The sequence below is a fragment of the Mucilaginibacter limnophilus genome, from assembly GCF_004005815.1.
GTDB lineage: Bacteria > Bacteroidota > Bacteroidia > Sphingobacteriales > Sphingobacteriaceae > Mucilaginibacter > Mucilaginibacter limnophilus.
The window spans coordinates 639,731-664,602 of the sequence record NZ_SACK01000001.1; the positions used below are offsets into that span (position 1 = coordinate 639,731).

The 24,872-nt window shown below is 44.0% G+C and carries 21 protein-coding genes; 9 read left to right on the forward strand and 12 right to left on the reverse strand.

Annotation, left to right across the window (positions count from 1 at the left end):
• Nucleotides 1-3: 3 nt before the first annotated feature.
• Both EOD41_RS02775 and EOD41_RS02780 read right to left on the reverse strand, forming a co-directional pair.
• On the reverse strand, nucleotides 4-729 hold the full coding sequence (locus EOD41_RS02775) for an SDR family oxidoreductase (RefSeq protein WP_127703246.1): 726 nt from the start codon (nucleotides 727-729) through the stop codon (nucleotides 4-6).
• 23 nt (nucleotides 730-752) lie between these two features.
• Nucleotides 753-1,658 (reverse strand): NmrA family NAD(P)-binding protein, encoded by a 906-nt coding sequence (locus tag EOD41_RS02780; RefSeq protein WP_127703247.1) that lies wholly within the window; start codon nucleotides 1,656-1,658, stop codon nucleotides 753-755.
• A gap of 198 nt (nucleotides 1,659-1,856) precedes the next feature.
• Here EOD41_RS02780 and EOD41_RS02785 point away from each other — a divergent pair, with 198 nt between their 5' ends.
• On the forward strand, nucleotides 1,857-2,207 hold the full coding sequence (locus EOD41_RS02785; RefSeq protein WP_127703248.1) for an RNA recognition motif domain-containing protein: 351 nt from the start codon (nucleotides 1,857-1,859) through the stop codon (nucleotides 2,205-2,207).
• A 145-nt stretch (nucleotides 2,208-2,352) separates the two neighbouring features.
• Here the strand turns inward: EOD41_RS02785 and EOD41_RS02790 are convergent, their stop codons facing one another.
• The gene (locus EOD41_RS02790) at nucleotides 2,353-2,673 is read right to left on the reverse strand and encodes a hypothetical protein (RefSeq protein ID WP_127703249.1); all 321 of its coding nucleotides are present in this window, start codon (nucleotides 2,671-2,673) and stop codon (nucleotides 2,353-2,355) included.
• A gap of 267 nt (nucleotides 2,674-2,940) precedes the next feature.
• Between EOD41_RS02790 and EOD41_RS02795 the strand changes: the two genes are divergently transcribed.
• Nucleotides 2,941-3,903: a manganese catalase family protein gene (locus EOD41_RS02795; protein ID WP_127703250.1), complete on the forward strand. Its 963-nt coding sequence runs from the start codon at nucleotides 2,941-2,943 to the stop codon at nucleotides 3,901-3,903.
• A gap of 40 nt (nucleotides 3,904-3,943) precedes the next feature.
• Here the strand turns inward: EOD41_RS02795 and EOD41_RS02800 are convergent, their stop codons facing one another.
• On the reverse strand, nucleotides 3,944-5,020 hold the full coding sequence (locus EOD41_RS02800) for a spore photoproduct lyase family protein (protein ID WP_127703251.1): 1,077 nt from the start codon (nucleotides 5,018-5,020) through the stop codon (nucleotides 3,944-3,946).
• A gap of 123 nt (nucleotides 5,021-5,143) precedes the next feature.
• On the reverse strand, nucleotides 5,144-5,383 hold the full coding sequence (locus EOD41_RS02805) for a hypothetical protein (RefSeq protein WP_127703252.1): 240 nt from the start codon (nucleotides 5,381-5,383) through the stop codon (nucleotides 5,144-5,146).
• 208 nt (nucleotides 5,384-5,591) lie between these two features.
• Here EOD41_RS02805 and EOD41_RS02810 point away from each other — a divergent pair, with 208 nt between their 5' ends.
• Both EOD41_RS02810 and EOD41_RS02815 read left to right on the forward strand, forming a co-directional pair.
• Nucleotides 5,592-6,959, forward strand: coding sequence for an aspartate kinase (locus EOD41_RS02810; RefSeq protein ID WP_127703253.1), 1,368 nt, complete (start codon nucleotides 5,592-5,594; stop codon nucleotides 6,957-6,959).
• On the forward strand, nucleotides 6,960-7,448 hold the full coding sequence (locus EOD41_RS02815; protein WP_127703254.1) for a 2'-5' RNA ligase family protein: 489 nt from the start codon (nucleotides 6,960-6,962) through the stop codon (nucleotides 7,446-7,448).
• Between the two features lie 146 nt (nucleotides 7,449-7,594).
• Here the strand turns inward: EOD41_RS02815 and EOD41_RS02820 are convergent, their stop codons facing one another.
• The gene (locus EOD41_RS02820; RefSeq protein ID WP_127703255.1) at nucleotides 7,595-8,167 is read right to left on the reverse strand and encodes a hypothetical protein; all 573 of its coding nucleotides are present in this window, start codon (nucleotides 8,165-8,167) and stop codon (nucleotides 7,595-7,597) included.
• 136 nt (nucleotides 8,168-8,303) lie between these two features.
• Here EOD41_RS02820 and EOD41_RS02825 point away from each other — a divergent pair, with 136 nt between their 5' ends.
• Complete coding sequence (locus EOD41_RS02825; protein WP_127703256.1) at nucleotides 8,304-9,194, forward strand: winged helix-turn-helix domain-containing protein; 891 nt, start codon at nucleotides 8,304-8,306, stop codon at nucleotides 9,192-9,194.
• A gap of 243 nt (nucleotides 9,195-9,437) precedes the next feature.
• On the opposite strand, the gene EOD41_RS02830 is transcribed toward EOD41_RS02825, so the two are convergent.
• Nucleotides 9,438-10,007: a hypothetical protein gene (locus EOD41_RS02830; RefSeq protein ID WP_127703257.1), complete on the reverse strand. Its 570-nt coding sequence runs from the start codon at nucleotides 10,005-10,007 to the stop codon at nucleotides 9,438-9,440.
• Nucleotides 10,008-10,396: 389 nt separating this feature from the next.
• On the opposite strand from EOD41_RS02830, the gene EOD41_RS02835 reads away from it, so the two are divergent.
• Nucleotides 10,397-14,590 (forward strand): hybrid sensor histidine kinase/response regulator, encoded by a 4,194-nt coding sequence (locus EOD41_RS02835; RefSeq protein ID WP_127703258.1) that lies wholly within the window; start codon nucleotides 10,397-10,399, stop codon nucleotides 14,588-14,590.
• 115 nt (nucleotides 14,591-14,705) lie between these two features.
• Nucleotides 14,706-15,170: a BLUF domain-containing protein gene (locus EOD41_RS02840; RefSeq protein ID WP_127703259.1), complete on the forward strand. Its 465-nt coding sequence runs from the start codon at nucleotides 14,706-14,708 to the stop codon at nucleotides 15,168-15,170.
• A gap of 384 nt (nucleotides 15,171-15,554) precedes the next feature.
• Here EOD41_RS02840 and EOD41_RS02845 read toward each other — a convergent pair whose 3' ends face one another.
• Nucleotides 15,555-15,929 carry a winged helix-turn-helix transcriptional regulator gene (locus EOD41_RS02845; protein ID WP_127703260.1) on the reverse strand — a complete coding sequence of 125 codons (375 nt, stop codon included), beginning with the start codon at nucleotides 15,927-15,929 and terminating at the stop codon, nucleotides 15,555-15,557.
• Nucleotides 15,930-16,052: 123 nt separating this feature from the next.
• On the opposite strand from EOD41_RS02845, the gene EOD41_RS02850 reads away from it, so the two are divergent.
• Complete coding sequence (locus EOD41_RS02850; protein WP_127703261.1) at nucleotides 16,053-16,847, forward strand: SDR family oxidoreductase; 795 nt, start codon at nucleotides 16,053-16,055, stop codon at nucleotides 16,845-16,847.
• Nucleotides 16,848-16,878: 31 nt separating this feature from the next.
• On the forward strand, nucleotides 16,879-17,202 hold the full coding sequence (locus EOD41_RS02855; RefSeq protein ID WP_127703262.1) for a nuclear transport factor 2 family protein: 324 nt from the start codon (nucleotides 16,879-16,881) through the stop codon (nucleotides 17,200-17,202).
• A gap of 581 nt (nucleotides 17,203-17,783) precedes the next feature.
• Here the strand turns inward: EOD41_RS02855 and EOD41_RS02860 are convergent.
• From EOD41_RS02860 to EOD41_RS02875, 4 genes are read right to left on the reverse strand one after another with little or no spacing between them, the layout of a single operon-like run.
• Nucleotides 17,784-20,624 (reverse strand): hypothetical protein, encoded by a 2,841-nt coding sequence (locus EOD41_RS02860; RefSeq protein WP_127703263.1) that lies wholly within the window; start codon nucleotides 20,622-20,624, stop codon nucleotides 17,784-17,786.
• Entirely contained in the window at nucleotides 20,625-23,000 is a 2,376-nt protein-coding gene (locus EOD41_RS02865) for a hypothetical protein (RefSeq protein ID WP_127703264.1), read from the reverse strand.
• Nucleotides 22,993-23,709 carry a hypothetical protein gene (locus EOD41_RS02870; protein ID WP_164849869.1) on the reverse strand — a complete coding sequence of 239 codons (717 nt, stop codon included), beginning with the start codon at nucleotides 23,707-23,709 and terminating at the stop codon, nucleotides 22,993-22,995. Before EOD41_RS02870 ends, EOD41_RS02865 begins: the two co-directional genes overlap by 8 nt.
• Entirely contained in the window at nucleotides 23,709-24,866 is a 1,158-nt protein-coding gene (locus tag EOD41_RS02875; protein ID WP_127703266.1) for an AAA family ATPase, read from the reverse strand. The genes EOD41_RS02870 and EOD41_RS02875 overlap by 1 nt, the downstream gene beginning before the upstream one ends.
• Nucleotides 24,867-24,872 lie beyond the last annotated feature (6 nt).

The window sequence follows — 24,872 nt, forward strand, 5'->3', positions numbered from 1 at the left end:
TGGTTAACTTGGGTTCAATTTGCTAAAGTATTCGGCAATGGTGCTGTTATTCGCTTCGGCTCTTTCCGCACTGGTACCAAATGTAAGTTCATTACTGCCATTTTTCAACTGTTCAAATATCGATTCAATAAAATCGCTAACAGGAGGAGCTGCATTATGCAGGCCTTTTCCACCCAAATCAGTATTAAGTGCAGGAGGGATGATCTCAATTACCTCTACACCGCTATCTTTCAATTGATGACGTAACGATAATGTGAAAGAGCGGAAGAAGGCCTTGGTAGCACTATAAACACCAACTTTTGAAAAAGGTACAAAGGCCAGTCCGGAAGTGACGTTCATGATAGTTGTAAGTGACTTTAGTTGCACAAATAGTTGTGTAAGATGCAGCGGAGCCAGTATATTAATCTCTGCTTCCTGTTTTGCCTTTTCAAAAAAGGCAGTGTCATTTACCGTCATCCAGTTTTGAACACCGGCATTGTTAACCAGTACGTTAAGGTCGCTATGGTTTTGTGCTATCCAGTTGTACAAATCAATTCGCTCGCTTTCTACAGAAAGATCACATTGCCGGGTAATTACACCTGGAAATTTAGCTGCGGCCTCGTCAAGCACATCCTGACGTCTTCCGCATATAATTACAGTGTTGCCTCCTTTAATAAATCTTTCAGTTAACCCGAGGCCAATGCCGCTTGCACCGCCAGTAATTAGTATTTTGTTGTTTGATAAGTTCATTTTATTATAAAAGTTAATTCTGTTTATTGTTTTTGATGATATGCTGCTGTAAAATCTTTTGCAAAGTCGGTTAATTTTACTTTGCCTAAAGCCGGCTTGTTTTTAAAATAATCTTCAAATAGTTCACCGGTACCACGGGCAGTGTTCATTTCCACCAAACCTTTAGCAGTTTGTATATTCATGCCGGCTTTAAGCATACCGTCAAGTTGTTGCTCGTCTGTGATGACAATCCATTGCAAATCTGGTTTACCAATGGCTTCACCTAATATGGTTGCAACCTCATCGCTGGTGAGTTCATCACTGGCTATATAGCGTACTTTCCTGCCTGCAAATGCAGTGGTTAACTCTACGGCGGCAACGTCGGCAATGTCAAGCGGCGATACCCATGGCTCTTTATAGGTAGTTGTATAATTGCTGGCGATTACGCCCATATTTTTAATCAGCGGAATAAAACTGAACATATTGTAGTAAAAGCCTACGGGGCGCAGGGTAGTAATAGCAACATCGTCAGGCAGTTGCTTCAATATTTGTTCTATGTCGTGATGAAATGCTAATATGCCGTTGCCCTGATTGGTATGAGCACCTATACTGCTTAAGTGTACAATACGCTTTACGCCCGATTGTTCAACGGCTTGCTTGTAGTTTTCTCCTATTTTAATAAGCTCGGCGTTTGCATCAATTTCCTTGTTAAAGAAAAAGTCGTGGCCAAGCGATTCCATAAGGTAAACCGCGTCTGCACCTGTAAAAGTGTTGGTTAGAAAATCAACATCCTGCATAGTGCCGATAGCCGCTTTTGCACCGTTGGCTTCAATTTGTGCCTGCCTTTCTGATGTGCTGCTTATAACGGTAACCTGGTGGCCGGCTTTTACAAGCTGTTGTGTTAGCGGTTTGCTGATGTTCCCTAATGATCCTGTAATTACGATGTTCATATGCGTATCTGTTTGATATTACAAAGTTCTCCATCAGGCGGCTGCGTTAAGTAGCCGAATCTATCTTTGTTGTAGCCAAAAATGATTACAATGAACGTACAGTAAGTTCAGAAGCAACTGTTATTTTTGCAAAGTATTTTCGTATAGCCTTAGTGTATATGGCACACTTTTAGATGTATACAGCATACTTCAATTTTTATGAGTAAATTATTTGTGGTTGGGATTCCGCGCGATATGGATAGCGCCGAACTTGGGGATATTTTTGCAGATTACGGGCAAGTACAACATACAACGGTTGTAACAGATATTGATACCGGAATAGGTAAAGGCTATGCATTTGTAACCATGGCAGACAGGGTGGGTGCAGACGCAGCTATTGCAGCTTTAGATGGCGGGCAGATTGATGAGCGCACAATCAGCGTTCGTTTTGCACAACAGCCTGTTGTACAACCGGCACCGCAGTTAAAAAAGCCTGCAGGTTTTAAACCGAAAAATCAGGGCTTTAATAATGAAAAACGCAAAGGTAAACGTCCGCGCTTAAGCCGTTAAATGAGGTTATAGAAAAAGTTGCAATACAGCAGTTTATTGTTATAAACTTTTATGATGATATCTCAAAAGCCTACCACGGCAATTCTGCCATTTTTGCATGTAATACCTGCCGGTAATTTGAATTTTTGGCCTTGTGATAACTTTGTTAAGAAGCCTTTGCAAGTACCGGCATAGTATGTGTTTTTTGTTTGTTTTTAAGAGATACGGTTTTAGGCTGTGCATCTATCTCAGCATACTTTGCTTTTAATTTATTTAACATTTCAAAACTGAAAGCATCATTGAGGGGCATGTGATATTTTCCTACAGTTTTCGGGTGTAAAGTTAAAGAGTCAGCAGGTACGTGTAAATTTTCGTGGTTAATGTGTGTTAAACCGGTTTTTTCGTCAGTGCCAAATACAACAAATGTGTCTATTTTTTGACCTTCAGGGGTAGTGTACACCACTGTAGCGTTTTCAGAAAATTTCATCATGTTTAAATGCTTTCTAAAAACGTGCCATTCAGCATTTAGCTTAAGTTCCGGTTAATTGTAAGGTTAATTCGTATTCTATTGCATACAGCAGTGCGGTATTTGCAGTGCACATCAAAATATTCTGTTGATATGGGTTTGTTCATCCTGCGTAAAAGTAGAAAGAAACAACTGCGCTTATATGCTAACTGAAAACAAATTATTGTAATTATGGTTAAATGAATTAGTTACAAATTAATTTTTTTTACCGATAAAATTACAAGTATTATGTTCTACCATGTTCAACGATTAATTAATCCAATCGTCGTAGACGAACCGGATCCGGCAGCGGCAAACGCACTTCAGGAAGGTTTAGGTGGCCAGTTCGGCGAAATGCGGACAATGATGCAATTCTTGTTTCAAAGTTTCAACTTTCGTGGTGATGGTATCCCATATCTCGATCTTATTCAGGGTATTGGTATTGAGGAGATCAGTCATGTGGAGCTGATAACAAAAACGATTTCACAATTGCTTGATGGTGCACCAGGTTATAACGGCGATAAATTTGACACACCCGGTAAAGGCGGTGAGGCTACACTTGATGTAGGTAAATTAGCCAAAAATCCACACCATTTTATTGTTGGTGCGCAGGGTGCGCTTCCTGTTGATGCTGCCGGTAACCCATGGAGCGGCTCATATGTGCATAACCATGGTAACCTTGTGCTCGATCTGATGGATAACCTCGTCCTTGAAGCCACCGGCCGCGTACAAAAATCACGTATCTACCAAATGTCTGAAAATAAAACACTCAGGGCAACTATTGCATTTCTGATTGTTCGTGACGAAGCTCACCAGATGGCATTTGCCAAAGCGCTTGAGACATTAGGCATTGACTGGGCTAAAGCTTTACCTATTCCGAAGTTTGATTCTTCCCAATATCCGGAAGTAAAAAAATTACTTGATGCGGGTATTCACCGTGAGCAATATCACTTCAGGCTCGATTCTTCATTAATGGAGCAAATATTCAGCGGCGGTGCGCCTGCAAATGATGGTACAGAACTAATTACTAAAAAAGAACCTGAAGAATCATATCCAATTCCGGTTGCACCTGAGCGTCCGGAAGAGTTTGCGCCGGGGCTTGATCCGGAACTGCAAAGCATGGCTGACGCGTTAAACGAATTTAAAGAAAAGACGCTGAAAAACATGGAAAAGAAAGCAGGGCCAAATCCCCGCAAAAAGAAAAGTAAATAAAAAGGAGGCGAAAGCCTCCTTTTTTGTGCTGCAATTAAATTTAGAAAGCATAACGTATTGCACAATATGGTATAAGCTCAGTGCAAAGGTTTACCAGCTCGTTTACGAGTTCGCGCTTCAAATTGTTTTTGTAACGAACATTGCGTTGCCCGGTTTGACTGTATTTTACTTGCTGAATATCAGGCCGCCAAAGCACTTCTTCAGCTTTCGGATGCCAGTCCATATTCACATCATGTAACTGCTGGTTATGTGTCAGGAATATAATTTCAGTAGCCAACTGTCGTTTAGTAGGCTCGTCTAATGTATCGTTCAACTCCTCTAACAACGTGCGCCAGTCGTCAAGCCAGCCATCATAATAAATCACCGGCGCAAATGATACATTTACCTCGTAACCTGCATCCCTGAATTCATTCATTACCGCAATGCGGTCGCTGATGGGGGTTGTTCTAACATCTACAAGTTTTGACATCTGGTGGGGCATTAAACTAAAACGTATCCGTGTTTTATGTTGCGGATTATAGTCAAGCAGTTCGCGGTTCACAAATTTGGTAGCAAACGTTAGTTTTGCGTTAGGCAAGCGTCTAAACAAGTGCACCAAATCCTTTACATTATCACATATCGCTGCATCAGCCGAACAGTCCCCATTTTCACCTATTTCATACACCCAGTATTCAGGGTCAATCTGATCATGAATTAATTTTTTACCCTGTCTCCCTGCATGCCGTTCAAGGTAACCCATAATCCGTTCGATGTTTACAAAAATGGTGATCGGATTAGCATAACCTTTCCTGCGTGGTACATAACAGTACGAGCACGACATGGTACATCCGTTTGATTGGGAAGGCGCTACCCAGTGCGAACTTCTGGTATTGGGCCGGGCGCTCAAACTGTGTTTTGTGCCTAATATCAGTACGTTTTTCTTATTCCACAACCAGTTTTCAACGGCGCCGGCAAATCCAAACAGTTCGGGAATTTGGTTGTGGCTTTTTACCTCAATAAGTTTTGCATCCGGATATTTTGATAATATTTCGCTTCCGCGCGCATACTCGTAAACATCCGGCTCATGATATATTTCATGTATGGTTAGTAAGTGGTCAATTGTTTTCTCATGCAACATGCCAAAACCATAGCCATCATCGTACCAAGATATTTACCTTAAAAAACTAATACAACAAAGAAGCCTCCACCAAACTTGTTAGAGGCTTTGTTATATTGACATTTAGCGCCTGCCAAATGCTGTTCATGAATGCGAAATGATGTCTGCCAAATCGTTAACATCACTTTTATGTTTTTTTAGCTGTTTACTTTTAGCTTTTAAATAATCTGTTGCATGTTCTTTAGCCTCGGCAGCAGCATCAGCAAGTTCACGTTTATGGTTAATTATCAGTGCGGTTATTATTCCTGCGGCTATAGCGCCGCCGATTATGCCCGCAATTAACAGACCGTTGCTGTTGTCGTTTTTTTTAAATGGATTTTTCATGGTTTTAGCTGTTTATTGTTTCTATTCAATCATCATTCCAAATTTTCCGACTAATAAAAAATTATTGCTCATAGGCATAGTTTTAATCATCGTACAACATATAAGTTTTTGTAAGTGATGTTAAGTAATTTTCCCGGTTTAAAAATCACAGTACAAGTTTCTGGATCAAAATTCCGGCGTCCTTAGCAGGAATTGTTATTTTTGAAGCATGCTAACTGTTGAAAAGATTGGCGGCACTTCTATGAGTGCGCTGAAAGAGGTAATTGATAATATTATACTATATAAACCCGGACACATATATGGTCGTATTTACGTTGTATCTGCTTTTTCGGGTGTAACCAACCTGTTGCTGGAAAATAAAAAGACCAAGGCCCCCGGCGTTTACCAAAAACTGGCGCAAGGTAATGATTACAGAAGTGCACTGCTTGATGTGGCTGCTTATCTTAAACAACTTAATAATAAATATGCTGTTCTCGGGTTGAATTTAAAAGATGCTGATGAGGTGGTTGATGCCGAAATGGAACAGGTAATTAAATATCTTGACAGCGCTACCACGATGCTTGCCTCGGGATATCTTAATGAAGGCATTTTGCTGGCTGCCCGCGAGATACTTGCCTCTATAGGTGAAAGCCATTCAGCTTACGTTCTTGCAACTTTATTGAAAAACAAGGACATCAATACACAATTGATTAATCTGGCCGGATTGCATGATAGCCGCGTACTTACCATTAACGAACGTATTCAGAATGCTTTTGCAGGTATTGATCTTGAAAACAATGTTTGCATCGTTACAGGGTATGCCAAAGGTAAAGAAGGAATCATGCGTGAATTTGACCGGGGCTATTCTGAAGTAACCTTTAGCAAGATTGCTGAGATACTAAAACCGCAAGAAGCAATTATTCATAAAGAATATCACTTATCAACTGCTGATCCAGGTATTGTTGGTATTGAAAATGTTAAACCTGTTGGTAACACCAATTATGATATAGCCGACCAGCTTGCCGATGTAGGTATGGAAGCTATTCATCCCAAGGCCTCAAAACCTTTAGAAATGGCCGGTGTACATTTACGCATAAAAAATACCTTCGAGCCTGAACACCCCGGTACATTAATTACGCGTGATTATATTTCCAAACTAAAACGTATAGAAGTAATTACAGGTACCGACCAGCAATTGCTTATTGATATATACGATCCGCTGATGACCGGCAACGTAGGCTCTGACCTGAAAATTATGCAATGCTTTGCAGCGCATGGCGTTAGTTACACTTTTAAAAGCACCAGCGCCAATAGCATTAGTATTGTAATATGGGAAAGCGATTTTGATAAAAAGCTGATAGAAGAACTAAGCGCCTCTTTTGAGCGTGTAACATACCGGCCAATTGCTATGGTATGCCTGCTTGGCAGCAATATGGATCAGCCGGGTCTGTTGGCCTCAGTAACGGCAGCGCTTGCCAAAGCCGAAATTAATATAATTGCTGCCGGCATTGCAAGCGGCAGGGTTAATATTCAACTTGTAGTTGCGCGTGAAGACTTTAAACCAGCCATTGTTGCGTTAAACAAAGCAGTGGGGTAAATGCCAGCCCTCATCCTGACTTTGAAGCTTGACTCATTAAGCCAGACTTTTTTTGATGAACAAAGAAAGCGGTATTTTCCGCCCGAACGAAACTTTCTGAATGCGCATCTGACACTATTTCACCAGCTGCCGGATACGGCCGGCACGATGCAGGTTGTAGGTAATATTAAACAGGAGCAATTTAAATGCGATGTAACCGGGCTGCTGTTTTTAGGGGCAGGCGTAGCCTACAAAATTGAAAGCTTGGCATTGAATGCGTTACACAACAAGCTTAAGCATGATTTGTTAGAACATCTTATTCAGCAGGATAAACAAGGTTTTCGGCCGCACATTACCATTCAAAATAAGGTACCGGCTGAAACGGCAAAGCAGCTTTTTAATGGTTTAACTTTGTCATTTAAACCTTTCAGAGTCAAGGCAACTGGCTTTGAACTATGGCGTTATGTTGACGGTTATTGGCAGCATGTTGTATTTTATCCTTTTAAATAATTGCCGCGAATAACAACATGTGTGTCAGACATAAAAAAGCTCCCTTAAAATAAGAGAGCTTTGTTTAATCTGAGATGCAAGTTTGCAAACACCACGTTATTGCATTTATAATGTCACATTAAACGTAGTCAAGTAAATTTATTTACTTAACAACCGCCTTTGCGAGGGGCACGTTTATAAATTATTTTACTATCGAGTTCTACATAGTCGCCTGATATTATTGGATATGCATACTTGGGCGAGTGCGATACGTTATGGCTTCTTATAATTATTTTGTCGTTTACTTTCAGATTACGCAATTCCTCAAATTCATTGTTAAAGTTAAAGTTCAAATAATTTTTATCAGAGTTTTCAAGCCCAAAACTAAGTATATAATCTTCGTCATTGATCTTTACCATCATTCCGAAACCTAACCTTGATCCCGGCGGAAGGGAGAGAGAGGTTATAATAGCTTCCATATCGGAATAATCCCTAATGTGTTTCCTTATTTTAGCAGCACCGGCAAATACTTTTTTGCCTTCTGGAGACGCTTTCCATTCCATGTACTTTATACCATCAGGGGTAGCCTCCCATTTTTTCCGTGCAGTTTTCCTTTCAGAAGCAGAGAGTGGCTTTGAGGTTGATTTTTTGGAAGGATCATTTATCGTTTCATGGTTAGCAAATACAAGTCCGCTTACCACAACCAGCGGTAAGATCAGCGCATAAGTCATTTTTTTCATATTTTTTGTAGGTTTAATAAATAACATAGTTTTATCTCCGTTTAAAATTATTAGCAAAACTACTTTCATATATTTCAGCCTGAAGAACTTAGATTGTAAATAAAAATGTAAACTTTGTAAATAAAAACTTGACACTATGGTTGATAGCCGAAATCTGCTTTCCGGATATCGCAGGTATCTGTTCGGATTGATAGTACTCTCGTTTATCGCTGTGATAAGCGTTGCTTTCGGTTTGGCAGATAGTGACGACTTCGATATTGCCCGGAGAGAGGTTTTGCTCCGCAGGGTAGGGCATGAAGTGCTGTTACAATCGGGCGACAGGACATCGAGGGTGCTTCCTGTAAAAAAGATCGCAAAAGATGAATATCAGATCAGGTTTGAAAATAACCTTACTTTTCAACCGGACTCCCTGGTAAATACTACCCGGCGTTTGTTGGCCAAAGACCCGCTTACACGTGATTATATTGTTAATGTTGTAAACCGTGACGATACCAGTGTGGCTTATGGGTTTGCTATATCCGGGAACAAAAAAGATGATATTGTAGCCTGTAAAGGAAGGAAGCAGCCGAAAGCATCTTATATGATCAACATTAAATTTAAACCAGCCGGTATAATTACAGCTAAAAATGGACTTCTTCTGGGCAGCCTGCCATTTTTAGCATTTGTTGGTTTTATATGTTTAAGATCGATCAAGCCCCGAAGAACTTCAGCGGATGCCAGAAGTACTGACATGTTAACTTTGGGCTCCGTGTTATTTGATGCGAACAACCGGAAACTGGTAGTAGATGGAAAAAACATAGACCTCACCGGAACCGAATCGCGGTTATTGCTCATTTTCGCGCTTTCACCTAACAAGACCGTAGAGAGAAGCCGGCTGCAAAAAGAGATATGGGAAGATGAAGGCATAATTGTGGGACGCAGTCTGGATATGTTCATATCAAAACTCCGGAAAAAATTGGAGTGTGACCCACGTATAAGAATTGCTGTTGTACGTGGAAAGGGCTATAAACTTGAAATTAACGGTTAATAGGTCGCCGCACCATAAAAAACAAAAGCCTCTTCGTATCTGAATAGGCTTTGTACACGAAGAGTTACAGATATCAATACATTTTGTTAATCACCTAAAAATTATTTTGGGTTTAACGGAACAGAAACGGTATATTTTAAAGTCAACGTACAAGTTTTACAAATGTCTTTTTTCATGCATAATGCTAACCGCTCCTTATGCAATATAAAATCAATGTATACTTCAATAACAATACTTTTAAAATTATTTTGTTTCTCTATGATATATTTCTAATGCTTTATCAAGATTCTTAATATCGAACCAAACAATTGTATCTAAGTCGATTATTTCACTTGTTCTTTTTGGGACGGATAAATTATTTAAATCTTTTGGATAAATTTCTTTCACTACCAATTTACCTTTTTCTATTTCTTCAAATCCATAATAGATTGATGTAAAATTCCATTCTAAAAACCCAAAAAGTTGCTCAGTAGGTTTCAATAAAATAAAAGGGAAATCTGGTTTCGATGATTTTTCTTTATACGCAGGTTTTCTGAAGATTAAACAATCTGAAAGCGGGGCATAGTCATAAGTTTTTTCTGTGTCATACCAAATCCAAGTTATAGCAGAGTTAACAAGTGGTTTTAGGTTATCTTTTTTAGTGTATATAGCAATAAGACCAGCGTAACACATCATTCTCCACTCATCAATATTATATACATAAACTCCATACTTTTCATCAATTGTTTCTGAAAAATAATCCTCGGTCCAAACGTGTTTTGTATAAGATTTTAGGCTAGAGATGTCAATCTTCCTCTTTTTTGTATCTGCCATATTAAGCTTCCATAACTTCCGAATATAAACAATTATGTAAGTAAAAGTTCAATTATTTACCGTTGCAAAAACGATAGTAAATAGAAACGCCCTCCTGTTATCAGGAAGGGCGTTTCGATAGAAGTCCTATCAAGTACACCGAAGAGCATAAATTTCCAACCATTAGAAGATATTGAAATTTCAATGCGTTTAATTGCTTAAACGCTGAACTTCAATAAGGTGACGGGAAGTTTATTAATAAAATATGCGGTTATTTAAAAGCAGTTAGTTCAATTTCACATTAACTCGCTTATCTTTAACAATAAATTGATGCCGTCACTTGTAAAAACTAGTTCATTATTTTAAACCATTTCAACGCCAGTACGTACACGTCAGCTGACCAAGTTTCTATGCATCCTTTTAAAACACTTCTGTTACTGGTGATTCTTATGTGCATTTCGACCGTAACGATTACCGCGCAAAATATAGGCGCAGAAATCTTCAAGGTATACAGCACAAATAGTTTATCTCAAAATTCTGTTCAATGCATGCTAAAAAGCGCTCAAGGTTTTATGTGGTTCGGCACGCAGGATGGTTTAAATAAATACGATGGCATTCAATATACCTATTATAAACACAAATTTAAAGATCCGCACAGTTTACCTGCTAATAATGTCCTCGCCATATCAGAAGATAACAAGGGTAATATCTGGGTGGGTACCCGCGTTGGCGGACTAAGTATGTACGATCCGTTCAAAGATTGTTTTACAAATTATGTCCATGATGTGAAGGCACCTGGTTCTATCAGCAATAACAATATTACTGCTATTCTCGTCGATCGTAAGGATGAAGTTTGGGTTGGTACAGAAAATGGGTTAAACATTTTTAATAAAAAGACACACCAATTCCGGCGCTTTTTTCATGATCCACAAAATTTTAATAGTATCAATAATTCGGTTATCAATGTAGTTTTTGAAGATAGTCATCAGAGAATATGGATTGGCACCTCCAGGGGGCTTGATCTTTACGATTCGAAGAGAAACGTTTTTATACATTACAATACACCTCCAAAAGGCTCAGTGAATGCTATTACCGAGGACGAAAAGAAGCAATTATGGTTAGCTACTTCATTAGGCCTTATTCGTTTCGATACTAAGACAGGCACTTTTTCAAAACCATATTTACAGAGCAAAATGGCTATAGAACGTAGGCCTGTGTATGCCATTACTACAGATAAGCAAGGCCAATTGTGGTTAGGGACAAATAAAACCCTTGAATTGTTTGATATCGCACGGGAAACATTTTTACCAATTAATACTACTGAGAACAGCGAAATGCCGAACGATGGTATTTACTCTTTGCTTTACGATTCGAAAAAAACATTATGGATAGGCACGTCCAGTCACGGGTTATTGAAATACGACAAAAACCTTAACATATTTCCCGCCTATAATTTTGAGCAAAAGAACCACCCGTCCGCCAAAGAAAATATTCGGGGCATCTCTGCCGATATGAGCGGTAACTTATACGTAGGTACGGACGCCGGACTGCTGTTTCATAACAGTCAAACGAATGCCTTCACGCGTTATGTACATTCAAATACGGATAACCGGAGCCTTGCGTCCGATTACACATCGGCCGTGTTAGTAGATAAAGCTAATGCTTTCGTTTGGGTTGGTTCGTTCAGTGCCGGATTGGACAGGTATAATATAAAAAAAGGTGGCTTTAAGCATTTTGTGTACGGCAAAACCCCAGCGAACTTGAGCAGTAATTCCATATATGCTTTACTGGAAGACCGGCAGGGTAATATATGGGTCGGAACCGACCATGGTGGGGTTAACGTATTCAATGCCAAAACCGGCCGGTTCCAAAGGTTTTTAAAAGGCGGCAAACCAGGAATTAGTGTAAGTGATAATTCCATACAAGCCCTTTACCAGGACAAGAAAGGAGATATTTGGTTAGGCGGTTATTCTAATGGAATAAGCATCTACCATCCTAAAACGCAACGCTTTTCCTATATCAACACGAATAACAGCGGGCTAAACAATGATATTATCAGTTGCTTCTATGACGATAAAGCCGGCCATATGTGGATTGGAACAATGGAAGGTGGTTTAAATTGTTTAGATCAGCGGACAGGTAAAATCTGGACATATACCGAGGAAAACGGCCTTGTGAACAATACCGTCAATTACATCACAGGCGATGAACACGGTTTTATATGGCTCAGTACATTGAAAGGCATCACACGTTTCGACCCAAACACCCGCGCCAGCCGAAATTTTGATGAGCGAAACGGGCTTAAAACCGCCGAGTTTAATTTTGGAAGCGGCACACGACTTCACGATGGAAAAATTGTGTTTGGGAGTATCAATGGGTATAACGTTATAGCTCCAACTGAATTGCGCTTTAATAAACATGCACCCAGGGTAGTGATCACCGGATTCAGCATCTTTAACCGGCCTGTGGAGGCAGGTACACCCGGCTCCCCCCTAAAACAGCATATATCAAGTGCGAAAGAAATCACATTATCATACAAGCAATCTGTCTTTTCTATAGAATTTGCAGCACTGGACTTTTCGGTTCCCGAGGAAAACGAATATATGTACAAGCTTGTTGGCTTTGACACTGAGTGGCAGCACAATGGGACAAAGCGCAATGTTACCTACACGAATCTTGAACCCGGTAAGTACACGTTTATAGTAAAAGGAGCCAATAATGACGACGTTTGGAACAATAAAGGTACAAGGTTAGATATCATTATCATCCCGCCGTACTGGATGACCTGGTGGTTCCGGACTTCCTTATTATTGATTGGAACCGGTTTGATATATGGAATTTCTACGCTTCGTTTCAATTATATAAAACAACAGCGAACCCAACTGGAGTTACAGGTAAAGCAAAGGACAGAACAGCTTCAAAGTCAAGCCTTAGACTTGCAGCAACAGGCGGAGGAATCACAGGCATTGTCGGAAGAGCTACAAGCCCAGTCAGAGCAGCTCTTGCTGCAGAAAGAACAGGAAGAAGCTGCCAGACTGGAGGCCGAAAAAGCAAAAATGGCCGCGGATGAAGCTAACAAGGCTAAAAGTACTTTTCTTGCTACCATGAGCCATGAAATACGCACACCCATGAACGGTGTAATCGGGATGGCCTCCTTGTTGGCTGATACGAACCTTACACCGGAGCAGCAGGAATACACAGATGCGATACTGACGAGTGGCGAATCTTTGCTGACTGTCATCAATGATATTTTAGATTTTTCCAAAATAGAATCTGGAAAGTTGGAATTGGATCCACATGATTTTGAGTTGAGGAAATGTATTGAAGATGTATTTGACATGTTTGCCGCAAAAGCAGGTAAAGCAGATATTGACCTTGTGTATCAAATAGCGGATGATATTTCGCCTTACGTACATGCTGACAGTTCCAGGCTCAAACAGATACTGATCAACTTGGTCGGTAACGCCGTCAAATTCACACGTGAGGGCGAAATATTCCTGAAGATTACCCGTATAATAAAATATGACCAGGCCTGGCTGGAATTTGCGGTGAAGGACACCGGGATCGGCATATCTCCGGAGCAATTTCATCATCTTTTTAAAGCGTTTAACCAATTGGATTCAACGGTAACACGCAAATATGGCGGCACGGGCCTTGGGCTCGTCATCAGCGACCGTTTAGTGAAGTTGATGGGGGGGCACATTACAGTTAAAAGTGTAGCTAATGAAGGAAGTACATTTTCTTTTGATATTCCTTATATTATAAGTGCTCAAGGAACAAGTCTTCAGTCTTTACTGCCGGACGCAATCTGTGAGGGAAAAACCGTGTTAATTTGTGACCATCATGCTACCAGCTTGCAGGTTTTAAAGGTACAACTGGAAAAATGTCAACTTAATGTTATGGCTGTAGGGACAGGCGGGGAGGCAATTGAGGCATTTCGCAACAATCCTATTGATCTTGTTATCACTGATATGCAGCTGCCGGATCTTGACGGGATTACGGTAACCAAATCGATTAAACATGAACATCCTTCTTTGCCCGTTGTACTGCTCAGCTCTTTAGGTAACGAAAGTGTTAAGCAACATGCAGACTTATTTAATGCAATACTCGTGAAACCGGTTAAGCAGGTTCATTTGGTTGAAGTAGTCAAAAAAGCGCTAAATAATCAACAGCCCGAACAACGAAAAAAAAAGGAGTCACTATTATCTGTGCAGTTTGCCGAGAAGCATCCTATGAAGTTATTAGTTGCTGAAGATAACCCGATGAATCAGAAGCTGATTATGAGGATCCTCCATAAACTTGGTTACCTGCCGGAATTGGCTAATGACGGAAAAGAGGTTCTGTATATGGTTGCGGAAAATAAATTTGATCTGATTTTAATGGATATTCAAATGCCGCAAATGGACGGACTTGAAGCTACACGGCTGGTGCGGAGTCGTTATGGTTCCAATCCATTCGTGATTGCGATGACAGCCAATGTTTTGAGTGAGGATAAAGAGGCATGTGTACAAGCAGGGATGGATGGTTACCTGTCGAAGCCGATTAGCCTGCCAGCGTTAATAGGTGTTCTGGAAAAATTTAGTGCACAAATCCCGATTCAATAAACGCAAGATAAGCGACGAAGAAGTAAGGGGTTTTCAAACTAAACAACATCACCGTTCGTTTCACTGTTGCATATTCAACCCTTAGGTCAATTACTACGAGCCGCATAATTATGATATGAACAGTAATACCAACAACAAGCTCCTTAGCCTGCTTTATGTGAGTAAGGCGGTTCGCCCTTATACCATGGCGGAGCTGGACGATCTGTTGGAGAAATCCCGCATTAAGAACAATGCAGCAGAGATCACCGGTCTATTGCTGTATCTTTGTAATGAACGTCAGGAGTCGTCTTTGTGCCGCTTTATGCAGGTGCTGGAAGGTGAGCCAGCACCTGTTGAGCGCCTGTACGAAAGGATTAAGCAGGATACCCGCCATTACCATGTAACCTTGGTTAGAAAGGCCAGTATCGCCGTACGAAGCTTTGGAAACTGGTCAATGGGCTTCCGTCGATTGGCCGCCTCAGAAATCGCTTTAGCGCAAGGTTACTTTGAGCCGGAGCATTGGTGGGATAACAGCAAGCACAATCAGCAACTTGATATTGTTATCGACTATCTGCGGTCCTTTTATGGTATGCATCGTTAAGAGCATGCCGTTTTAATTTTTTTAACAACCAGGCAGCCGTTTCATTAAATTATTGAATATATATAATGTTGGGAAACTTAATTACAGCTTAGGGGTGAATAATCTGCCGGGTCTGACAGGCTATTCTTCACAAATTTACCCAGAAGTTGTGTTTAAGGGATTGATAAATTTGTTGCCATGTGAGCTAGAATCTTCCATATAGAGCTAGACCCATATAAGATGTTGATTTATAATAAAACAACGGAAATTTATCGAATCATTTTTGATTTTAGTTGAAAAAGCCCTTTATACAGCATTAAAAGCGTTTTTTTTGAGACTAAAATTCAAAGAGAGCATCTAAAACTTCCGTATAAATAGAAACACAGCTTTTACAATTTAATGCCGCTAAGGTGTTAGGGTGGCCTCAGGAAATTGTTTTATAATCACCTCTTTCAATTTTTCCTCATATTTATCCCCCCATAAGCCAATCGCCTGTATTACCGGTATCAGCGTTCGGCCAAAATCAGTCAGCTTATATTCTACTTTTGGAGGCATTACCGGGTAGATCTTCCGGCTTACCAGTTCGTGGCTTTCCAGTTCCTTCAGTTGGATATTTAACACGCGCCGGGATACATCCGGTATTTTGCGCTGTAGTTCACTCGGACGTTTATGCCCCTCATGAATAAACCAGAGGATACGAAGCTTCCATTTGCCATAAAGCACTTCGCCCACCAGGTCGAGCCCGCAGTTGAGGTAGGGTAGGATTTTTCTTTCGTACATCCAACAAATATAAGTAAGCATCCATAAGCAGACAATAGGGATAAATTTCTCCCTATTTGAATCGTAAGCCCGTACTTTTTAGCGCTTTAGGTACTACCTAGATTTGCCCAAAAACAATACGAAATGGAAAAGCAATTCAATTACGAGAACGAATTATCTGGAAAGATTGCACTGGTTACAGGCGGTACAAAAGGCGCAGGAAAAGCGATCGCCGAACGTTTAAAAGCCGCAGGTGCGACGGTGGTTATCACGGCAAGGAACAGACCCGATCAAACCGACCCGGACCTGCATTTTATTTCGTCCGATTTAAGTAAGGCTGAAGAGGCGCAAGAAATGATTAGCGAAGTGCTGTCAACCTATGGCAGGCTGGATATCCTGATTAATAACCTCGGTGCTTCATCAACACCCGCCGGTGGTTTTGCCGTATTGAATGATGAGCATTGGCTGTCAACGCTGCAAGTTAATTTACTGGCTCCTGTTAGGCTGGACAGGGGATTTTTACCGCAAATGATTGAGCAGAAAAGCGGTGTGATTATTCATATCGCTTCCATTCAAGGCATATTGCCACTGTATGATTCTACCTTACCGTACGCAGCGTCCAAAGCTGCATTGATTAACTATAGTAAAAGTTTATCGAATGAGGTTACACCAAAAGGTGTCCGTGTGCTCACCGTTTCGCCCGGATGGATAAATACTAAAGCATCGATTGCCTTTTTGGGTGAGATCGCCAGGAATGCAAATAGCACCGTCGAAGAAGCTCAGCAAAGTGTTATGGATGCATTGGGAGGAATACCTTATGGCAGGCCAGCAGAACCGGAAGAAGTGGCCGAACTGGTTGGTTTCTTGGCTTCGCCAAGAGCCAATTATTTGAGTGGTACCCAATATATTATAGACGGAGGAACTGTACCAACGATTTAATCGACAATTTTTACAACATAAATTAGATATCATGAATTTACCAGTAGTAATAAGCAAATTAGTCGCAACGCAAAATGCACTTGACAGCGAGGCTTACACCGAGTGTTTTACGGAGCAGGCAGTCGTTCATGACGAAGGCAAAACCCATCATGGAAAAGGGGAGATTCAGCAGTGGATTGAACATTCTAACCAGGAGTATCGGGCATTGATGAAGCCGCTAAATTATGAACAGACGGAAAATGAAGGGGTGTTGACCGCAGAAGTAGCGGGAACTTTTCCCGGCAGCCCGGCTGTGCTTCAATTTTATTTGACCTTGGAGAATGACCTGATCTGCGCGCTGAAAGTAACGGGATAAGTTGTTGTAAGATCTGCAGAGAAAGGCACAATTCTAAGCGGATCTTATAGCATTTATTCTTCTACTTGCTTTCCCATTTTAACTCTCTCAAGTCAGCTAGAAATGTGGAATCGCGCATATTTGCCAGAAGTAACTTTTTCTGACGTCTAAATCTGGTAGTGGGTAAAATGTGTGGCACCTTCGTTACTTTTCTCTGAAAGCCAAATTTAATACTGTCTAAATAAGTCAAGATCCAGTAAATCAGATTCATGGGTTGTAAAGATGAGTTGTCCAAGTTTGTCAGGATTATTTGAATCTTCCCTATAAATTCTTTGAGAAGTGCGGGGTGGATACTTTGGTCGGTTTCGTCAATTAAAACAGTAACCAGAAAATTCTCCAAAAGATACTCTTAATGTGCTGTTTCTCAATAAGGCGAAGGGAAGTTTATCGAATCATTTTTTTAATTTACTCTTTAAAAATGCTGTTCTAATAGGCTAATTAATTTTACTGAACAAAAACGAAAGCTTGCTTGTCCGTTCATCTATATTACAAATTCGCATCTACGGGTTGATTCAATCAATTAGATTGACGTAAGTAATCATTCAATTATTTTCAAAGTTATTTAAATCGTAAATCGATATCCGCCGGTCGTTTTCCAGGAAGGCACAGTGATGCCTTTCCGGCACCGGAATGATGGCTTGGATTGCATTGGCCGTATGGATGGTGCTTTGCAGGACCGGGCTATCGCCGCTAAGATTATAAATGGAGGCCTTTTCTTGTTGCGTTACCACCAGCCGCTGATCTGTTAAGAGGCAAATATGTTCGGCGCTGATCTCCCTGAAACGAGCGGCTACCCGCATTTTTTTGAGTTCGGGTACGACCAGGAAAATGTTGTCTGTTGTCAATACCGCAATCTTCAACGCGGCGTGCTGCCCGGTTAGCGAGTAGCTAAGGACAGGCGTATCGAACTCAAGAAACTCCATTTCGCCGGTAAAGGTGAAACGGAGCAGCAGATTGTCCTGGTGATAGTAGAAATGATTTTTGCGCCAAGTCATGGCCCGCGGGTTGAACCGGGCCTGGCCTGGCTGGAAATAATCGCTTTCTATTTTACAGGTGTGAGAATGCAGCAAATTGCCTTTGAAATCATAGTGGCTCAACAGCAGTTCGTGGGCATCATGGTGTAATTTGCTAACGCCGCCAGCGCCATTCAGGCAGCAAGCGAGGTTACCGCCCGGTAGGTTATAAAAACTGCGCAGCCATAGCTCCCGCTCAAAATATTCGTCTGCTTGGAGTTTTTCCTCTGCTTTAATGTCTAGTAATTCACTGGTGATCAGGGCGCAGTCAGACAGGCCCGGGTCAACGAATAAATCGTATGGAACGCCAGTATCGTCCAGGTTGTTCAGGTAATGGTAGTTTACCTTGCCCTGCCAGTTCGCCCGGATGAAATAAAGGTCGTTGTCCTTACGGCCGATCGCGAGTAATTGATCATGGTAAGGGGCCACGCTGAGCCAATGATAGTCTTTGCGCAGTTCCCAGTATTTTGGCCCGGTAAGAACGGGTGGTAATTTTAGCCGGTGCTGAGCATAACGTACCGCATCACTGCTAAGCAGCCTGTCCTGCGGTACAAAGCGACTGAGTAATTTTAAGCCGCCGGTATCCCCGGCAGCAGCTTGTGCACTGACGGTTTCGTAGGCGATGTGGAGGGCAGTCGCCTGGAACTGTTCTTCCGGGTGCAGGCTGCTCATTTTGGCCAGCACGTTCAAAAATGAAGTCCGTTTCAAAGGCGGCACGTGCTTTGCATAAATATCGCTGACGGCTGTGCTGAGTCCGCCGTTTTCAGAATCATTACAGATATCCAGGTAACGTTCCAGGCAGGCTTCAGCGGCCTTGTGGTCTTTCCAGCCTTGCAGTAATATCGCTTTGCCTTCTTCGGTTTCGTGCAGTTTATCTATCGTCAGATTGGCTGCCTGCAGATATTCCCCCGCTGCTTGAAGCGACTGTTGTTTTTGCCGGTAGTATCGAATGGCTTCAGTTTCTTTGCCCAGCAGCCGATAGAGGTCAGCGGCTTTTTCGGGATTTTCCAGTTTAAGGTAGAGTGTTATTGCTTCCGTGAGCAAACCCCCTTTTTCCAGGCATTCCGCGGCCATGCGTTCACTTTTGAGATGATCCTGGTAGATCGCCGCCGCCTCACGGTATAATTTGCCCTGCTGCAGCACATTAGCGGCTGAATGCAAGTTGCCCAGCAGGTGCGCATAAATATAAGCAGCGCGTTTGAAATCACCGGCGGCGATGGCTTCATTGGCAGCTTTCTCGTAACGTTGGCGGAGTATCAAATTATAATCACCCAGATCCCAGCCGTCGACCCTTCTGCCGCCGCCCAAATTACCCAGATTAAACAGCGTAGACCGTCGACCGAGTTTCCCCGATGCTGGCGCTGTCCCGCGGTTTAGATAGGGACTGCTCAGCGGGATGGCATAGCGCAAGGCTTCATCGGTATTTTGGTCAAAGAGGTTCACCAGGCGCTTTAATTCCGAGTCCCGTTGCTTTTCAAGGTCTTCCAATCGTTGATTGATCCATTGCTTAGCCCGCCCAAATATGCCTTGTTGGTTTGAGGTGGTCACAGCGCCCCGCCCGCCAGAAGAAAACAAGCCCGGAATGTTAAAAAGAACCCGCGCCAATATCACCAGCAACGGTATTAATCCGCCCGTGGGAAAATTGCCTGCCTTGAACAAAACAACCAGCAGGCAAACACCCAGCAGTATCAAGATAACGGGCCCAAGGAGTATGAAAAATAGCAACAGGTACAGGCCGATCTTGCTTAGCCAGTTCAAAGCTTTTTTACCCTCGCGGGCCATGACGTTTTCATCAGCATCGGTGACAGGTATTTCTGAAAGTGGCCTGGGGTTGATCACTGCTTTTAATTCCTCCATGACTTCCGCCGGCGCTTCTTCCGTTTCCAGACCGATCATTTGCAAGGGGGGCGGAAGCGGGATACCCGGATGGGCCAGCGACCAGTCTGTTGTTTCAGCCTGCCTTAGCTGAATCAGCTGCGCCCATTGCAATTCGTCCTTTGCTTCAAAGCCGACCAGGCCAATCACCGGGTGAAAAACCTGCAAGTCCCAAAGCAGCAATGCTTTTAATTCGGAGGTATCGATCGGTGGATAAAGGGAGGCCTGCACCGGCAGGAATAGCCGATCAGCAGTTAAGCGATAAGGATGCCTGAGCTTGCTAGGGTCCGGTAAAATTTTGGCAGCGAATACAACGAATAAACCGCTTGTCCGGTTATCCGCCAGGCTTGCCGGCATTACAAAACAACGAAGTGTTGCGAGCGGCACCTTCCAGGAACCGATTTCTGTTAGCCAGTCACGCGGGGAACTACCGGGAATGAAAGCACCCATGGCCGGCGCCCCCTGGCTTTCCTTATATTTCAGTTGCAGTTCCATTTAACGGAGTCTTTGAATGAAGGGTGCAATATAACGATCATAAAAATCAGCGGCCAACATCACAGCCGCCTGGCTGGCACCTATAAAATAGGGATTACCGGTGAGCTTACCGTCGGCGCTCCAGCAGGCAGCGGTCTTTTCGAGCACCAGGATGATCGTGCATTCCGGCACCTGCGTGTCCGCGCTTTTCAGGTGCAGCAGGCCACGCGAGTCCAGTACCGCTTCACTACCATCGGCCCAGATAAACTTGATGAATTTCAGATTGGGCAGATGGGCAACCTCCATTTGTTCATGCCGGGCGGGTTTGATCCATTCGCCGGCGCGGCTGGTATGCTCCTTCCAGCTGAGGTGCCGTCCATGGAGATCAAGGTGCAGTTCGCGCTGATCGATAAATAATTTCCCATTCGTTCGGACATCAATGCTTTTCGCCGAGTTGATGACACTATACCCATTATTGATGATCTTTTTGATCTGACTTAATACCTGGAGATGAGGGGTGACCACCTGGTTTTTAATTTCTGCCTGGCTAAACGGAGTGGCTTGCTGTTTACCTGTTTGCGGATCTATGGCGGTTACGCTCCCGCTGCCGGTCACCAAGTGGAATACGCCGTCGGCGAAACAAACGTAGTTCGCCTGCAGGTCATGGAGCGCATGGGTCAATACTTCCTGCCGGTCGAGGTGCAGCTGATGAATACGGACTTCGGCGGCCGTATAGTTCCTTATCAGGAGGTAAACGTAACCACCGGCCTGACCAAAATGATGTCCATCACCGCTGCCGGTATTTTCGATAAGCTCAGCTGCGCCGTAAGCTTTGTCGCGCCAGTACAATAAACGTCGGTCCTGCGTGATGACAAGTACCTGGTCGGTTCCCCATTTAAAACTATTGTGATGCTGAATTCGAATCTTGGAGGCCGGAAACAACAATGGATAATCACTGGCGCCCAACATGGCGGGTAAGCCTGCAGTATGATATTTATTTCGCTGGGTGCTTACCCGGCTAAAAACCGTTTCTTCCAGGTCGATCAATGCCCGGTTCACTAGCTTGAATTTTTTGCCGCGCGTCTCATAAAGCGCAATATGCCCGCTCCGGTTCAGTTCGATCAGGTAATCGATCTGCTCCTTGACCTGTCCGAAAAAGCGCATAAATGCGGCATCCAGCCGCGCGTAGTCACCAGTGATGAGCAGGTATTTATCAGCGGTTGCTGCGCGTTCACTGAGCAGTTTTTTTAGCCCGGCGCCGGCATGCAGCTGCGGTTCCAGTTTCTCCAAGGCGTCGATAATTCCCGCTTTGGAGCCCAGATCGACGGGCGTGGCAGTCTGTCCCCCCAATGCCCAGGCGTCCATCTGCTGCTGTTTCCGGCTTTGATGAAAGGCCAGTGCGGCTGACAGCGCGAACAAACGCGGCATTCCCCACATTTTGATGGTATGGTCTATCATCAGGTGCCATTGCTGATGCTGGTCGGCGGGCATTTTTTCCCGTTGCAGGAACAGGGCCTCGTTATTGGCCAGCCTGGCGGTCAGCAACAGGTCGTCCTGTGCCAGTTCGCTCAGCAATAACTTATCGTAGTGGCCACGGTTGCTGATGTCGGAAACGCCGCCCAGCGACTGGTCGCTGCTGCCACTTAAGTGCATGGGGATGTTCAGTGCTGCGATGATCTTTTTGGCCAGGCGCGCCAAGCCGGCCGTCTGCAGGTCACCTGCCAGTTGTTCGATTAATTCTTCGGGTACCGCTGCCGGCAGTTCAATGGGCGCCGGATCTGGCACTTGCGTGATACCGGTGCGCAGTTTCAGTTCCAGCACCGCGGCATCCGGAAATCGCCTCAAGGCCGCTGCCAGGTGTACCAGGTCAGCTTTCAGTATGCCGTAAGCCCAGGGATGCGGCTGTTCTGCGAAGATGACTTCATCCAGAGCGCCGCTTTTGAATTCGTTGACCGTGCGCCGTAATTGTTGCCCGTCAAGCCCGCTCTCTGTTTCCAGTACAGCCTGCAGTAAAGCCACCCGTTTAAGTCCAGATCGTAAGTCGGCGGGTAATTCATTGATGGTCCCGAGGAAACGGAGTACCTCGCTGATCAGCGGTTTAGCAGCTTCGTGTTCATCCGGCAACAGGGAGGAGCGATAAGCCAGGCTGCGTAATACTGACTCCAGGTCAAAGAGTGCTATAGGGTTATCTTTGCAGGCACAGAGCACTAGGATTATGGTACCGAGCTGAACGTTTGCCGGGATAGTGAGACTGCCTAAAATAAAGGTAAGGTCTTCCCGGTAACAGATCGTCCGTCCGTTGGCGAACTCCAATACGGTGCCGTCGTCCGCCCAGCGCCAGAAATAATCCTTCGGCGCCTGGAAATAGTCAATGGTATGGCGACTTTGCTCAGCCATGGTCGTTTACAGTTAACCGTACGGCACTCCGGCGGGCAGGCCGGAAATCAGAAAAATTCACTTGTTCCCATCGGCCATCCCGGTTAAAAAGGCGATAGCTCGGTGCTGCGGCTTCCGTCTGTTGGGTAAGCAGCTCCGCCAGAACCGGCGGATCAAAATCCAATCCCAGCGGGAGTAAATTATTTTGCTGTTCCCATAAGTGCTGCCCGGGTAATGGCGGTAAAGGTTGTCCAATGATCAATACTTTTCCGCTATCAGAGGCAGCAAAACGCAAAGGCGCCAGTCTCGTCTGCGGCGCGGTTTCAGCATAGGTTTTCCAATGGCTTAATTCGGTTATCAGTGCAAACGCCTCACGGACTAATCCTGAAGGTGCCATTTCGATCCGGATCGTTTCAGTTAATCCGCCAGGCAAGGCCGCTGTAGGTAGTGTGACCGGCAAGAATGTTTTCAAGGGCTGCCAATCCAGTGTGGGCAAAACGGCAACAGGCGTGGGTTTACCTTCCGGGAATAATCGCCCATCGGCGTCAACCCAATAGTTTTGCGTAACCGGCAAAGCACGGATCAGCAGACCGTCTTTGCCGCTGCTGAAGCTACCCCGCAGCCAGATCAGGCCATCAGCGCTTGTGGCCGCTTTCAGCCCGGCGATATGCCGCACCGTGACCAGCGCCGGCCGGTATTTCTCTTCGATCAGGAGCATCTGTTCCATCATCAGGCGGAGTGTAGGATTTGTTTCCAGAGTTCGTCGATCGGTTTTTGTACATAAGCGCGTTGTTCAGCATTGCCGATCCACTCACAACGGCCACTTAAATGGTTGAGTTTATCTTTGATCAGAGAGCGTTCGGCCATACTGGTTTCCGGCTCCTGCCATTGCTGCGTCAGCCGCTGTATTTCAGTAAAAAGCTCATCCGCATCGGGCAGACTATTGACCAATGCGCGGGGATGAGCCGCCAACGGTTCGTGTTCCGTACCCATGACCGCATTCACAATTTGACTAATCACTTCCCGCTGCTCTTCGGTATCCCAGATGTGCCGCAACACCCAAAGGTCGGAAGCGATGGCCTGCTGCCGTTTGCAGATCAGGGCGCTAGCTGCGATCAGGCGTTGCAGCTTGACCGCGCGCCGGTCGGAAACCTGGAGCCCCGCATTGCGCAGTTTCTGAATCAGTTCGATATAGATCTGCCGGATGCCGGTGAGGTCGATCATGGAGGCCAACTGCTGGAGGCTGCGGATCTCCTCCGTAGTCACGGTCGGCTTCTCATCATTTATTCTTTGCTCCAATGACCAGCCCGCATTCAGCAACTCATTGAGTTGCCCGGGGTCGACGTTATCGCAACGTACGCGGATCAGGAAACGGTCGAACAGTGCCTGTAGCGCTTCATCTTCGGGTAGGTGATTACTGGCGCCGATCACCATCAGCGCCGGCAAGGCCCTCGTTTCCCGTCCCCGGCGGAATATTTTTTCGTTCAAAACCATCAGCAGGCTATTCAGAATAGCGCTATTGGCATTTAGCAATTCATCCAGGAAGATCAGCGAAGCTTCCGGTAACATGCCCTCTGTATTGGTTACCAGTTCGCCATCGCGCAGCTTGCGGATATCGAAAGGCCCGAACAATTCGTTGGGTTCGGTAAAACGAGTCAGCAAATATTCGAAGGTCTTGCCATCCAGTAATTTTGATAGTTCGCGCACAGTGGCGCTTTTAGCAGTGCCTGGGGGACCAAGAAGAAACATGTTCTCTCTTCCGGCCAGACAAATACCCATCAGGTCAATAATCTCGTCCTTGCCGACAAACAGCTCTTTCAAATGCCGGAGTACAGCCTGTAGTTTGTCGACGGTGATAAAATGATTTAGGTCGTTCGTCGTTGTCATATAAAA

Excerpts from the sequence above, each read along its gene's own strand:
- EOD41_RS02775 (WP_127703246.1), bottom strand. The coding sequence starts at position 729 with ATGAACTTATCAAACAACAAAATACTAATTACTGGCGGTGCAAGCGGC.
- EOD41_RS02780 (WP_127703247.1), bottom strand. The coding sequence starts at position 1,658 with ATGAACATCGTAATTACAGGATCATTAGGGAACATCAGCAAACCGCTA.
- EOD41_RS02785 (WP_127703248.1), top strand. The coding sequence starts at position 1,857 with ATGAGTAAATTATTTGTGGTTGGGATTCCGCGCGATATGGATAGCGCC.
- EOD41_RS02790 (WP_127703249.1), bottom strand. The coding sequence starts at position 2,673 with ATGAAATTTTCTGAAAACGCTACAGTGGTGTACACTACCCCTGAAGGT.
- EOD41_RS02795 (WP_127703250.1), top strand. The coding sequence starts at position 2,941 with ATGTTCTACCATGTTCAACGATTAATTAATCCAATCGTCGTAGACGAA.
- EOD41_RS02800 (WP_127703251.1), bottom strand. The coding sequence starts at position 5,020 with ATGTTGCATGAGAAAACAATTGACCACTTACTAACCATACATGAAATA.
- EOD41_RS02805 (WP_127703252.1), bottom strand. The coding sequence starts at position 5,383 with ATGAAAAATCCATTTAAAAAAAACGACAACAGCAACGGTCTGTTAATT.
- EOD41_RS02810 (WP_127703253.1), top strand. The coding sequence starts at position 5,592 with ATGCTAACTGTTGAAAAGATTGGCGGCACTTCTATGAGTGCGCTGAAA.
- EOD41_RS02815 (WP_127703254.1), top strand. The coding sequence starts at position 6,960 with ATGCCAGCCCTCATCCTGACTTTGAAGCTTGACTCATTAAGCCAGACT.
- EOD41_RS02820 (WP_127703255.1), bottom strand. The coding sequence starts at position 8,167 with ATGAAAAAAATGACTTATGCGCTGATCTTACCGCTGGTTGTGGTAAGC.
- EOD41_RS02825 (WP_127703256.1), top strand. The coding sequence starts at position 8,304 with ATGGTTGATAGCCGAAATCTGCTTTCCGGATATCGCAGGTATCTGTTC.
- EOD41_RS02830 (WP_127703257.1), bottom strand. The coding sequence starts at position 10,007 with ATGGCAGATACAAAAAAGAGGAAGATTGACATCTCTAGCCTAAAATCT.
- EOD41_RS02835 (WP_127703258.1), top strand. The coding sequence starts at position 10,397 with ATGCATCCTTTTAAAACACTTCTGTTACTGGTGATTCTTATGTGCATT.
- EOD41_RS02840 (WP_127703259.1), top strand. The coding sequence starts at position 14,706 with ATGAACAGTAATACCAACAACAAGCTCCTTAGCCTGCTTTATGTGAGT.
- EOD41_RS02845 (WP_127703260.1), bottom strand. The coding sequence starts at position 15,929 with ATGTACGAAAGAAAAATCCTACCCTACCTCAACTGCGGGCTCGACCTG.
- EOD41_RS02850 (WP_127703261.1), top strand. The coding sequence starts at position 16,053 with ATGGAAAAGCAATTCAATTACGAGAACGAATTATCTGGAAAGATTGCA.
- EOD41_RS02855 (WP_127703262.1), top strand. The coding sequence starts at position 16,879 with ATGAATTTACCAGTAGTAATAAGCAAATTAGTCGCAACGCAAAATGCA.
- EOD41_RS02860 (WP_127703263.1), bottom strand. The coding sequence starts at position 20,624 with ATGGAACTGCAACTGAAATATAAGGAAAGCCAGGGGGCGCCGGCCATG.
- EOD41_RS02865 (WP_127703264.1), bottom strand. The coding sequence starts at position 23,000 with ATGGCTGAGCAAAGTCGCCATACCATTGACTATTTCCAGGCGCCGAAG.
- EOD41_RS02870 (WP_164849869.1), bottom strand. The coding sequence starts at position 23,709 with ATGATGGAACAGATGCTCCTGATCGAAGAGAAATACCGGCCGGCGCTG.
- EOD41_RS02875 (WP_127703266.1), bottom strand. The coding sequence starts at position 24,866 with ATGACAACGACGAACGACCTAAATCATTTTATCACCGTCGACAAACTA.